Source organism: Streptomyces sp. NPDC059443 (assembly GCF_042750105.1).
Classification (GTDB): Bacteria; Actinomycetota; Actinomycetes; order Streptomycetales; family Streptomycetaceae; genus Streptomyces.
The window spans coordinates 43,092-55,292 of record NZ_JBHYVM010000001.1; the positions used below are offsets into that span (position 1 = coordinate 43,092).

A 12,201-nucleotide genomic window follows, 5' to 3' on the forward strand; every position below is an offset into this window, starting at 1 on the left:
CCGGTTGTACCCCGAGGCGTCGACAGGGCAGGTGCGCATGAGTCTGTCCCTGCGGTTCGCCGCCGGATCGCACAAGGGCATGATCCGCGAGGGGAACGAGGACTCCGGCTACGCCGGTCCGCGCCTCCTCGCGATCGCCGACGGCATGGGCGGCCAGGCCGCCGGTGAAGTCGCCAGCTCCGAGGTGATCTCCACGCTCGTGCAGCTCGACGACGACGTCCCGGGCTCCGACATCCTCACCGCGCTCAGCACCGCCGTGCAGCGGGCCAACGACCAGCTGCGCGCCATGGTCGAAGAGGACCCCCAGCTCGAAGGCATGGGCACCACGCTCACCGCCCTCCTGTGGACGGGCCAGCGCCTCGGCCTGGTCCACGTCGGGGACTCCCGCGCCTACCTGCTGCGCGACGGCGTCCTCACGCAGATCACCCAGGACCACACCTGGGTCCAGCGCCTCGTCGACGAGGGCCGGATCACCGAAGAGGAAGCCACCACCCACCCGCAGCGCTCCCTGCTGATGCGGGCGCTCGGCAGCGGCGACATCGTCGAACCCGATCTCTCCATCCGCGAGGTCCGGGTCGGCGACCGCTACCTCATCTGTTCCGACGGGCTCTCCGGCGTCGTCTCCCACCAGACCCTGGAAGAGACCCTCGCCGACTACCACGGCCCCCGCGAGACCGTGGCCTCGCTCATCCAGCTCGCGCTGCGCGGCGGCGGCCCCGACAACATCACCTGCATCGTGGCCGACGTCCTCGACACCGACAGCGGCGACACCCTGGCCGCGCAGGTCAACGACACCCCGGTCGTCGTCGGCGCGGTCGCCGAGAACCAGCACAACCAGCTCTTCGACGGCGGCAACGCCATGCAGACCCCCGCCGGCCGCGCCTCCGGGCTCGGCCGCCAGGCCCCCCCGCCCGCCGGCGCCTTCGGCCCCCCCGGCAGCGGCGACGCCCCCGGCTACGGCGGTTACGGTGCCCAGGGACAGGGCGCCGGAGCCGGCGGAGCGTACGGCAGCTTCGGCGAAGCCGAGCCGTACGACGGCGACGCGGGCTACGAGGACACGTACGACCACCCCCGCAGGCGTCGCGGCAAGGGCCGCAAGTGGACCACGCGCACGCTGACGCTGCTCGTCGTCCTCGGCGTCCTCGGCGGCGGCCTGTACGCGGGCTACCGCTGGACGCAGACCCAGTACTACATCGGCGTCAAGGGCGAACACGTGGCGCTCTTCCGCGGGATCAGCCAGAAGCTCGGGCCCCTGGAACTCTCCACGGTGGAGACCGACCGCCCCGAGATCGAACTGAAGTACCTGCCGACCTTCAAGCGCAAGCTCGTCGAGTCCACCATCAGCGAGACCAGCCTCGACGGTGCCCGGACGAAGATCGACGAGCTCGGCACCCAGGCCTCCGCGTGCAAGAAGGACGAGGCGCGCCGCGCCGCCGAAGCGCAGAACAACCAAACACCCGGCCCCGTCCTGACTGCCGATGAGCAGCAGGTCGTGAGCCAGTGCGAGAAGCAGTAGACATACGCGGGCACAGGGGGCCCGCCACACCATGAGCGTTGTCACCAACACGGCCACCATCGGCGCCATCGAGCTGCCGAGCCGGCGGAATACCGAGCTCCTGCTGCTCGCCTTCGCCGTGGCCATCCCGATCTTCGCGTACGCCAACGCGGGCCTGGCGATCCACGGGAAGCTGCCCCCGGGCATGCTCACCTACGGGCTCGGCCTCGGCGTTCTCGCGGGCATCGCCCACTTCGTCGTACGCCGCTACGCCAAGTACGCCGACCCGCTGCTGCTGCCGATCGCCACGCTCCTCAACGGGCTCGGCCTGGTGCTGATCTGGCGCCTCGACCAGTCGACGCGGCTGCAGAACACGGCCAAGCGCATCTACGGGGTCTTCACCGAGTCCGCGCCCCGGCAGATGATGTACACCGCGCTCGCCATCGCCCTGTTCGCGGCCGTGCTGCTGGTGCTCAAGGACCACCGCGTGCTCCAGCGGTTCACCTACATCTCGATGGCCGCCTCGCTCGTCCTGCTGATCCTGCCGGTCATCCCCGGCCTGGGCGCGGATGTGTTCGGCGCCAAGATCTGGATCAGCGTCGGCGGGTTCTCCATCCAGCCCGGTGAGTTCGCGAAGATCGTCATCGCCATCTTTTTCGCCGGCTACCTCATGGTCAAGCGCGACGCCCTGGCGCTGGCCAGCCGCCGCTTCATGGGTCTCTACCTGCCGCGCGGCCGCGACCTCGGCCCGATCCTGATGATCTGGGGCATGAGCCTGCTCGTCCTCGTCTTCGAGAACGACCTCGGCACCTCGCTGCTCTTCTTCGGCATGTTCGTGATCATGCTGTACGTGGCCACCGAGCGCACCAGCTGGATCGTCATCGGCCTGCTCATGAGCGTGGGCGGCGCGGCCGTGGTCGGCGCCACCGCGAGCCACGTGAAGGTCCGCGTCACCGCCTGGCTCGACCCCTTCGCCTGCTACCAGAAGTCCGGCGCCTGCGAACAGGTCGGCCAGTCGATCATGAGCTTCGGCTCCGGCGGGGTCCTCGGCACCGGCTGGGGACAGGGCAACTCCGACCTCATCGGATTCGCCGCCAACTCCGACTTCATCTTCTCCACCGTCGGCGAAGAGCTCGGGCTCGCCGGGGTCATGGCCTTCCTCCTGCTCTACGGCCTGATCATCGAGCGGGGCGTGCGCACCGCCCTCGCCGCCCGCGACCCCTTCGGCAAGCTCTTCGCCATCGGGCTCTCCGGCGCCTTCGCGCTCCAGGTCTTCGTCGTCGCCGGCGGAGTCATGGGCCTCATCCCCCTCACCGGCATGACGATGCCGTTCCTCGCGTCCGGCGGTTCGTCCGTCCTCGCGAACTGGATCCTCATCGCCATCCTCATCCGGATCAGCGACACCGCACGCCGCCCCGCCCCGGCTCCGGCACCGTCCCCCGACTCCGAGATGACCCAGGTGGTCCGCCCGTCATGAACAAGCCCCTGCGCCGCATCTCGATCTTCTGCGGGCTGCTCATCCTGGCACTGCTCGTGCGGACCAACTGGCTCCAGTACGTCCAGGCCGCGGACCTGAGCACCCGCAAGGAGAACCGCCGGGTCCAGATCGCCCAGTACGCCACCGAGCGCGGCAACATCATCGTCGAGGGCAACCCGGTCACCGGCTCCGCGGTCACCGACGGCAGCGACTACAAGTACAAGCGCACCTACCTGGACGGCCCGCTCTGGGCGCCCGTCACCGGGTACGCCTCGCAGGCCTTCGGCTCCACGCAGCTGGAATCCCTTGAGGACGGCATCCTCACCGGCAACGACGACCGGCTGTTCTTCGACCGCACCATCGGGATGTTCACCGGCGAGAAGAAGGCCGGCGGCAACGTCGTCACGACCCTCAACGCCGCCGCGCAGAAGGCCGCGTTCGAGAAGCTCGGCGACAAGAAGGGCGCCGTCGCGGCGATCGACCCGCGCACCGGCGCGATCCTCGCCCTCGTCAGCACCCCCTCGTACGACCCCTCGTCCTTCGCCGGCAACTCCAAGGCGGACGAGAAGGCCTGGGTCGCGCTGAAGGACAGCGAGGACAAGAACGTCGTCAACCGCGCCCTGCGCGAGACCTATCCGCCCGGCTCCACCTTCAAGGTGGTCACCGCCACCGCGGCGCTGGAGAACAACGTCGTCACGGACATCAACGCGCCGACCGACACCCCCGAGCCGTACATCCTCCCGGGCACCAAGACCCCGATGGTCAACCACGCCAGCGGGTGCGAGAAGGCCAGCCTCATGAAGGCCCTCGAAGTGTCCTGCAACTCCGTCTTCGCCAACATGGGCGACAAGGTGGGGCGGGACAACATGGTGAAGACCGCGGAGAAGTTCGGTTTCAACAACGACAAGATCGACACCCCGGTCCGCGCCTACCCCAGCGTCTACGACAAGGCCATGGACAAGTCCGGCAACGCCCAGAGCTCCATCGGCCAGTTCAACACCGCCGCCACCCCGCTCGAAATGGCCATGGTCACCGCCGCGATCGCCAACGACGGCAAGCTGATGAAGCCGTACATGGTCGACCAGCTCACCGCGCCCAACCTGGACGTCATCGAGAAGCACGAGCCCCAGGAAATGAGCCGGCCCCTCTCCGCCGCCAACGCGCAGAAGGTCCAGCAGATGATGGTCAACGTCGTCGCGAACGGCACGGGCGGCAACGCCAAGATCAATGGCACCACGGTCGGCGGCAAGACCGGCACCGCCCAGAACGGCGTGGGCAACAAGAAGCGCCCGTACGCCTGGTTCATCTCCTACGCCGAGAACCCCGACGGCAGCTCGCCCGTCGCCGTCGCCGTCGTCATCGAGGACAGCGACGCGAGCCGCGAGGACATCACCGGTGGCGGCCTCGCCGCCCCCGTCGCCAAGGCCGTCATGGAAGCCGTCCTGAAGAGCAACAAGGGGTGACGGACGGGACGAAGCACCACGTGGGAGCCGCAAGGGGCATACAGGTGTGATCCGGATCACCGAACTCGTCCGGATCCGAGCGTACGGTACCGGTCCGGTATCAGCCTGTGGTCACGAACCGATCACCGACGATCGGCCGGTAGCCTTTGCGCGAACAGCACACCGCCGGACCACACACGGGTGCGGTCAGGACTGACGGAGAGGGCTGCAACGTTATGGAAGAGCCGCGTCGCCTCGGCGGCCGGTACGAGCTGAGCCACGTGCTCGGCCGTGGTGGCATGGCCGAGGTCTACCTCGCCCACGACACCCGGCTCGGCCGTACCGTCGCCGTCAAGACCCTGCGCGCCGACCTCGCCCGCGACCCGTCCTTCCAGGCCCGGTTCCGTCGCGAGGCCCAGTCGGCCGCATCGCTCAACCACCCGGCGATCGTCGCCGTGTACGACACCGGCGAGGACTACGTCGACAACATCTCCATCCCGTACATCGTGATGGAGTACGTCGACGGCTCGACCCTGCGCGAGCTGCTGCACTCCGGCCGCAAGCTGCTGCCCGAGCGCACCCTGGAAATGACCATCGGCATCCTCCAGGCGCTTGAGTACTCCCACCGCGCCCAGATCGTGCACCGCGACATCAAGCCCGCCAACGTCATGCTGACCCGCACCGGCCAGGTCAAGGTCATGGACTTCGGCATCGCCCGCGCCATGGGCGACTCCGGCATGACCATGACACAGACCGCGGCCGTCATCGGCACCGCCCAGTACCTCTCCCCGGAGCAGGCCAGGGGCGAGCAGGTCGACGCGCGCTCCGACCTCTACTCGGCCGGCTGCCTGCTGTACGAGCTCCTCAGCGTCCGGCCGCCGTTCATCGGCGACTCCCCGGTCGCCGTCGCCTACCAGCACGTACGGGAAGAACCCCAGCCCCCGTCGAACTTCGACCCCGAGATCACGCCCGAGATGGACGCGATCGTGTTGAAGGCGCTGGTCAAGGACCCCGACTACCGCTACCAGTCCGCCGACGAGATGCGCGCCGACATCGAGGCCTGCCTCGACGGCCAGCCCGTCGCCGCCACCGCCGCCATGGGCGCGGCCGGCTACGGCTACCCCGACCAGGGGCACGGCTACGGACACCAGGGCTACGACCAGCCCACCACCGCCCTGCGGACCGCCGACTCGGGCCAGACCTCCATGCTCCCGCCGATGCCCCCGGGCGACGGCCCGTACGGGTACGGGGACCAGGGCCACGGCGGCTACGACCAGGGCGGCCACGGCCGGCGTCCTCAGAAGAAGAGCAAGGCCTCCACGATCCTGCTGGTGACCGCCGGCATCCTCGTACTGGTCGGCGCGATCCTCATCGGCAAATCCCTCTTCAGCGGCGGCGCCGACAACCGGCCCGTGGTGCCCAAGCTCATCGGTGAAACCTTCGAGCAGGCGCAGAAGAGCGGCGACAACGTGGGCCTCACCGTCCAGAAGGACGGCGAGATGCCCTGCGACGCACAGCCCAAGGGCAACGTGTGCGAGCAGAGCCCCGCGGAGGGCCTCAAGGTCGACAAGAAGTCCGCGGTCAAGGTGAAGATCTCCTCGGGCGCGCCCAAGGTCGCCGTGCCGGACGTCATCAACATGACGTACGACAACGCGGAGAAGGCCCTCACCGACAAGGGCTTCCAGGTCACGAAGAAGCTGAGCGAGTCCGAGCGGTCCCCCGGCACGGTCCTCGAACAGGACCTGAAGAGCGGCACCGAGGTCGAGAAGGGTTCGACCGTCACGCTGACGGTGGCCAAGGAGATCTCCAAGGCGACCGTCCCGGACCTGACGGGCAAGAACAAGGCCGACGCCGCCAAGGCCCTCACCGCGGTCAAACTGAAGCTCGGCAGCGTCACTGAGGCCGACGCACCCGCGGGGACCCCGGCGGGTGCGGTGTTCCAGCAGGACCATCCCGCGGGCGAAGCGGCCGACATCGGCACGACGGTCAACGTGACCATCGCCAAGGCCGTCCAGCAGGTCCAGGTCCCCGGCAACCTGATCGGCAAGACCCTCCAGCAGGCCCAGCAGATCCTGGCCTCCAAGGGCCTGGTCCTCGGCTCGGTCACCGGTCCGACGGACGACAAGGCGAAGATCCTGAGCACGGACCCGCCGATCGGCTCCCCGGTCGCGCCGGGCCAGGTCATCAACGTGACCACGGTGGCCGGCGGCGGCGGGAACAACGGCGGCAACGGCGGAGGCTTCTTCGGAGGCATCGGCGGGCACTGACCGCGAGTACGGCAAAAGGGTCCGGCCCCTCTCGAAGGAGAGGGGCCGGACCCTTTTGCTAGCGCAGCTCCGCCGGGGGCGTCCGCTCGCCGTCGACCTTCTCGGTGCGGACCAGCTCGCCCCACACGATGTACCGGTACTTCGAGGTGTACACGGGCGTGCAGGTGGTCAGCGTGATGTACCGGCCCGGCGCGGTCTTGCCCGACTCCTTGGGGACCGCGCTGATCGCGTCCACGTTGTACTTCGTCGTCTGGGTCAGCTCGGCGAAGACCTTGTAGACGTACCAGGTGTCCCGGGTCTCGAAGACGACCGCGTCGCCGTTCTTCAGCTTGTCGATGTTGTGGAACTTGGCCCCGTGCCCGTCGCGGTGCGCCGCCAGCGCGAAGTTCCCCGCCGGGTCCGAGGGCAGCGCCGATTTGACCGGCTCCGTGTAGTACCCGGCGACCCCGTCGTTCAGGACGTCCGAGCCGGTGCCCTGCTTGACCAGCACCTCGCCGTTCTTCATCGCCGGCACGTGCAGGAAGCCGATGCCGTCCTGGGTGTCCAGCGCCCCCGGCGCGGCGGGGGTCGCGGGAGCCGTCGCCGGCTTGTTCCACCGCTCGCGGATCGCGTCGCCGCGCGCGGAGGCGTCCCGGTCCGCGAGGACGTTCGTCCACCACAGCGAGTACGCCACGAACAGGCCGAGCACCAGGCCCACCGTGATCAGGAACTCGCCCAGCAGACTCAGGAACCCCGCGAGGACGCTGCGGTTTCGGGGCGGTGCGGCAGGTGACACTGCGGATTCCTCTACGGGCTGGTCAGTTCGGGCGGAGCGCCCTGACTGCGGGGGCGTTCACCGGTCATCCTGCCCCATACGATCATCCGATAGGTGCTGGTGAACTCCGGGGTGCAAGTCGTCAGCGTGATGTACCGGCCCGGGGAGGTGAACCCCGATCCCACGGGCACCGGCTGGATCACCGAGACGTTGGCCGGCGAGGTCTGCGCCAGCTGCGAGGTCATCTCGTAGGTGTAGTACGCGTCCCTCGTCTCGACCACGACCTTGTCCCCCGGCACCAGCCGGTTGATGAAGCGGAACGGCTCGCCGTGCGTGTTGCGGTGACCCGCCAGCGCGAAGTTCCCCTGGGGGTCGGCCGGCATCCCCGTCTTCAGCGTCTTCTCGCCGCCGTCGTAGTGGCCGACCAGCCCCTTGTCGAGCACCTTCGCCTTGTTCGTCCCCTCGGCGATGGGAACCTTCACGTCCAGCTTCGGGACGTACAGGATCGCGAAGCCCTGACCCGGCTCGAACGCCGCCACGGGCGGGGCGGCCTCCCCGGCCTTCCCGGCCGGGTTCCGGTCCCAGTTCTGCGTCAGCGAACCGGCGGCGTCCTTGGCCGTCCGGTCCGCCAGGAGGTTCGTGTACCAGAGCTGGTAGCCGACGAAGAGCAGCATCACCACGCCCAGCGTGATGAACAGTTCCCCGGCGAGGCGGCTGAGCACCACCACCGGGCCGCCCGAGGCCGGCCGTCTGCGCCGCCGCCCCCGGCCCCGCGCGCGCGTGCGCCTCGCGGCCTCCTGGGCGGCCCTGCGCCGCGCGGCCCGGCCCTCGGTGGGCGCGGACGGCGCGACCGTGGTCACGCGAGGGCCTTGCCCACCACCGGGGCCAGTCCCACCGAGCGTTCCACCGCGCCCGCGTCACCGCAGCGCACCAGCCAGTTCGCGAGCATCCGGTGGCCCCACTCGGTCAGCACCGACTCCGGGTGGAACTGCACGCCCTCGACGTCGTGCTCCCGGTGGCGCAGGCCCATGATGATCCCGTCCTCGGTCCGCGCCGTGACCTCCAGGGCGTCCGGGAGGGTCTGCGGCTCGGCGGCCAGGGAGTGGTAGCGGGTCGCGGTGAACGGCGAGGGCAGCCCCTCGAAGACGCCGAGGCCCTCGTGGAACACCGGCGAGGTCTTGCCGTGCAGCAGCTCCGGGGCCCGGCCCACGACGCCTCCGTAGGCGACGGCCATCGACTGCATGCCGAGGCAGACGCCGAAGACCGGTACGCCGGTGTCCGCGCAGTGGCGGACCATGTCCACGCAGACGCCCGCCTCCTCCGGGGTGCCCGGTCCGGGGGACAGCAGGACGCCGTCGAAGCCGTCCTGGGCGTGGGCGAGCTCGACCTCGTCGTTGCGCAGGACCTCGCACTCGGCACCGAGCTGGTAGAGGTACTGGACCAGGTTGAAGACAAAGCTGTCGTAATTGTCGACAACCAGAATGCGCGCGCTCACGGAGTGGCTCCCGATCCCTCGTCCACCGTCACATCGTTGAACGGGAGCAGCGGCTCCGCCCACGGGAAGACGTACTGGAACAGCACGAACACCACCGCGAGCACGAGCACGAGGCAGATCACCACGCGTACCCACGCGCTCCCCGGCAGATGCCGCCAGATCCAGCCGTACATGCCGTCTGTGTCCTTTTCGTCCACGCCCGTTCAACGCACCGCGGGGGCGGTACGTCCACAGCCTAAAGCCACCCGGCCGGGGCGGAGGGTCACCTCGGCAATCCCTCCGGCCTGCCCTGGGCGACGGTCCGCGTCTGGGTCAGCTCGGCCCAGACCACGAGACGGTGGCTGTGGCCCCATTCCGGGTCGCAGGTCGTCAGGGTCAGGTACCGGCCCGGGCCACCGAAGGGCGACCTGGCCGGCACCGGGTCGATCACGCCGACCTCCGTCGGCAGCGTGCGCAGCGGCTCGGCGCGGACCGTGTACGTGTACCAGCCGGTCGCGTCCTTGAGGACGACGAGGTCCCCGGGGCGCAGCTCGGGAACGTCCTTGAAGGGGTCTCCGTAGGTGCGGCGGTGGCCGGCCACCGCGAAGTTCCCGGTGCCTCCGAGCCGGGCCGTGCCCGCGTAGTGGCCCAGGCCCTTCTTCAGCAGGTCCGTGCCCGTGCCCTCCAGGACCGGCTTGTTCCAGTCCGGGCCGAAGCGCGGGACGTACATCTCGGCGAAGGGCTGGTCGGGCGGGTAGGGGACGGGTGCGGTGGGCTCCGCGGGCACCGGGGCCGAGGACTGCGGGGCGGGCGCGGGGGCGGCCGCGGGAGCCGCGGCCCAGCGGTCGCGCATCCGGGTCATCTCGCCGTCCATGGCCTGGTCGGCCTTGACCCCGGTCCACAGCAGTACGTAGGCCACGAAGAGCACGATGAGCGAGCCGGCCGTCAGGCACACCTCGCTGAACGTCCGTACCAGCAGGCGTGGCACATCGACGTCACGGTCACGGCGTGGCGGGCTCCAGCGGCTTCGCATAGTGGAGGTCCACTGTGCCGGAGTAGCCGGGCAGTGTCAGCGCCTTGTGCTCGTCCACTTTCCAGCCGAGCCCGTACGCGTTCACGTAGAGCTGGTAGTTCTGCAGCGCCGGGGAGGCCGCGAGGGCCTTCTTCAGCGCGGCCGGGTCGCCGACGGCCGTCACCTTGTACGGGGGCGAGTAGACCCGGCCCTGGAGGATCAACGTGTTGCCCACGCAGCGCACGGCGCTGGTGGAGATGAGCCGCTGGTCCATGACCTGGATGCCCTGGGCGCCGCCCTGCCAGAGGGCGTTCACGACGGCCTGGAGGTCCTGCTGGTGGATCACCAGGTCGTTGGGCTGCGGCTCGGGCACGTTGGGGATGCGGGCCGTGGCGTTGGGCGGAGCGTCGTTCAGGGTGACGGTCACGGCCTTGCCGGTGAGGTCCTCGGTGCCCGAGGCGGCGCGCAGGGCGGCCAGCTTGGCGTCCTGGGCCTTGGTGCTGCCGTCGTCGCGCTCGGCGAGGGCGTCGACCTGGCCGCGCACCGTCGCGGTGTTCCGCTCCAGCTCCAGATTGTTCTGGCTGCGCTCGTGGATCAGGTCCGACAGCTTGAGGAGCGAGGCGTCCGTCCGGATGTTCGTACCCTTGGAGGTGTTGAAGCTGGTGACGAAGATCAAGCCGGCCAGGGCGAAAACGGCGGCCGTCAGCAGCCGGACCGGTCTGGCACGGCGACGGGGACCCGCGGAGGAGTCGTCGGAATTGCTCAACGTACCCTTCTCCTTCAACGCCACAGGTCCACTACGCTAACGGACGCCCGGGGCAGGCAAGGTCCCCAGCGCATCGACAGGAGAGCCCCTCGTGCCGAAGTCACGTATCCGCAAGAAGGACGACTACACCCCGCCGCCCACGCGGACGCCACAGGCGATCAAGCTGACGAACCGCAACTGGGTCGCCCCGGTCATGCTGGCGTTCTTCATCATCGGCCTGGTGTGGATTGTCGTCTTCTATCTGTCCGACACCCAGCTGCCGATCGAAGCCCTGGGCAATTGGAACATTGTGGTCGGTTTCGGCTTCATCGCCGCGGGATTCGGCGTCTCCACTCAGTGGAAGTAGCCCCCCGATAGTTCACGGGCAGTACCGGCTCCGCAAGCTCTCCCCATGAGTTATCCACAGCGTCATCCACACCTGAGGAAAAGACAGAAGATCTGTGGATAACTCTGTGGAGAGTTGACGCCGGTGTGATCAGGTGAGTGCGGAAAGTTCGGCCGTCCGGACCGCGATCACCGCCGCGGCCAGCAGGAACACCGCCACACAGGTGCCCCACTGGACGAGTTTGCGATTCCGGGCGCCGAGACCGGCTCCGGGCCACAACAGGCCCAGCGCGAGCAGCGCACCGGTCACCAGGCCGCCGATATGGGCCTGCCAGGACACGTTCAGCCCGCCGCCGAACGGTACGAAGGTGAGCACCAGCATGAACACCATCACGGTGATCAGCGGGCGCATCTCGTACCGCATCCGGCGGGCCAGCACGGCGGTGGCGCCGAGCAGGCCGAAGACCGCACCCGAGGCCCCCAGGGTGGCCACGTTCGGCGGGGTCAGCAGATAGACGAGGGCGCTACCGCCCAGCGCCGACAGCAGGTACACGGTGAGGTAGCGGGCCCGGCCCAGCGCCTGCTCCAGCGGGGCCCCGATGAACCACAGGCCGATCATGTTGCTCGTGATGTGCCACCACTCGACGTGCAGGAACGCCGAGGTCATGAGGCGTTGGTACTCGCCGGTGGAGATGCCTTCGAGCGGCCCGCCCTCCAGTTCCCGGTAGCGGCCGAGGAGCTCCAGCTGGACCGCCAGCCCGGGGAAGACCTGGGCCGCGAGGAACACGGCGATGTTGATCCCGATCAGGATCTTGGTGATCAGGTGGGGATCGGCGGCCACCACCCCGCCCGCGATGGTGCGCGGGGCGTTGGCGGCGGGCCCGTGGCCCGTACCGGAGCCCTCACGGACGCATACGGGGCACTGGAAGCCGACCGAGGCGTTGATCATGCACTCGGGGCAGATCGGCCGCTCACAGCGCGTGCAGCGGATCCCGGTCTCGCGGTCCGGGTGGCGGTAGCAGCCCGGCAGACGGTCGGTGTCCATCGGTCGTCTCGGTCCCCTAGTTCGTCGGCGGGGCGGCGGATCCGCCACGCCCGTCCGGTACGTATCGAGGACGGACGGGCGGTGCCGAAAGGTTCCCGTACGGCGGCCGGTCCCGCCGGGGGCGAGGCTTCGGGCGAGGCCGTGG

General features: G+C 69.3%; 11 protein-coding genes and 1 pseudogene. 5 read left to right on the forward strand and 7 right to left on the reverse strand.

Annotated features, from left to right (window positions below; genetic code table 11):
- Positions 1–37: 37 nt before the first annotated feature.
- The 4 genes from ACFXDJ_RS00170 to pknB all read left to right on the forward strand — a co-directional run bounded on the left by ACFXDJ_RS00170 (position 38) and on the right by pknB (position 6,681).
- Positions 38–1,516, forward strand: coding sequence for a PP2C family protein-serine/threonine phosphatase (locus ACFXDJ_RS00170; protein ID WP_384650523.1), 1,479 nt, complete (start codon positions 38–40; stop codon positions 1,514–1,516).
- 31 nt (positions 1,517–1,547) lie between these two features.
- Positions 1,548–2,972, forward strand: coding sequence for an FtsW/RodA/SpoVE family cell cycle protein (locus tag ACFXDJ_RS00175; protein WP_384650525.1), 1,425 nt, complete (start codon positions 1,548–1,550; stop codon positions 2,970–2,972).
- Positions 2,969–4,435 carry a penicillin-binding transpeptidase domain-containing protein gene (locus ACFXDJ_RS00180; RefSeq protein WP_384650527.1) on the forward strand — a complete coding sequence of 489 codons (1,467 nt, stop codon included), beginning with the start codon at positions 2,969–2,971 and terminating at the stop codon, positions 4,433–4,435. Before ACFXDJ_RS00175 ends, ACFXDJ_RS00180 begins: the two co-directional genes overlap by 4 nt.
- Before the next feature lie 215 nt (positions 4,436–4,650).
- Positions 4,651–6,681, forward strand: a complete 2,031-nt coding sequence (gene pknB, locus ACFXDJ_RS00185; RefSeq protein WP_384650529.1) for a Stk1 family PASTA domain-containing Ser/Thr kinase — start codon at positions 4,651–4,653, stop codon at positions 6,679–6,681.
- 58 nt (positions 6,682–6,739) lie between these two features.
- Here pknB and ACFXDJ_RS00190 read toward each other — a convergent pair whose 3' ends face one another.
- The 6 genes and pseudogenes from ACFXDJ_RS00190 to ACFXDJ_RS00215 all read right to left on the reverse strand — a co-directional run bounded on the left by ACFXDJ_RS00190 (position 6,740) and on the right by ACFXDJ_RS00215 (position 10,687).
- Entirely contained in the window at positions 6,740–7,456 is a 717-nt protein-coding gene (locus ACFXDJ_RS00190; RefSeq protein WP_384663063.1) for a class E sortase, read from the reverse strand.
- Between the two features lie 11 nt (positions 7,457–7,467).
- Positions 7,468–8,316 (reverse strand): annotated as a pseudogene (locus ACFXDJ_RS00195) (class E sortase); the annotation flags it as partial.
- On the reverse strand, positions 8,292–8,930 hold the full coding sequence (locus tag ACFXDJ_RS00200) for an aminodeoxychorismate/anthranilate synthase component II (protein ID WP_384663065.1): 639 nt from the start codon (positions 8,928–8,930) through the stop codon (positions 8,292–8,294). The pseudogene ACFXDJ_RS00195 and the gene ACFXDJ_RS00200, both read right to left, overlap by 25 nt.
- The gene (locus tag ACFXDJ_RS00205; RefSeq protein WP_384663067.1) at positions 8,927–9,103 is read right to left on the reverse strand and encodes a hypothetical protein; all 177 of its coding nucleotides are present in this window, start codon (positions 9,101–9,103) and stop codon (positions 8,927–8,929) included. The genes ACFXDJ_RS00200 and ACFXDJ_RS00205 overlap by 4 nt, the downstream gene beginning before the upstream one ends.
- Positions 9,104–9,192: 89 nt before the next feature.
- Positions 9,193–9,897, reverse strand: a complete 705-nt coding sequence (locus ACFXDJ_RS00210; RefSeq protein WP_384663068.1) for a class E sortase — start codon at positions 9,895–9,897, stop codon at positions 9,193–9,195.
- A 13-nt stretch (positions 9,898–9,910) separates the two neighbouring features.
- On the reverse strand, positions 9,911–10,687 hold the full coding sequence (locus tag ACFXDJ_RS00215; RefSeq protein WP_384663070.1) for a DUF881 domain-containing protein: 777 nt from the start codon (positions 10,685–10,687) through the stop codon (positions 9,911–9,913).
- 91 nt (positions 10,688–10,778) lie between these two features.
- Between ACFXDJ_RS00215 and crgA the strand changes: the two genes are divergently transcribed.
- Complete coding sequence (crgA, locus tag ACFXDJ_RS00220) at positions 10,779–11,033, forward strand: cell division protein CrgA (RefSeq protein WP_330297459.1); 255 nt, start codon at positions 10,779–10,781, stop codon at positions 11,031–11,033.
- A gap of 129 nt (positions 11,034–11,162) precedes the next feature.
- Here crgA and ACFXDJ_RS00225 read toward each other — a convergent pair whose 3' ends face one another.
- Positions 11,163–12,056, reverse strand: a complete 894-nt coding sequence (locus tag ACFXDJ_RS00225; protein ID WP_384663072.1) for a rhomboid family intramembrane serine protease — start codon at positions 12,054–12,056, stop codon at positions 11,163–11,165.
- Between the last annotated feature and the right edge of the window lie 145 nt (positions 12,057–12,201).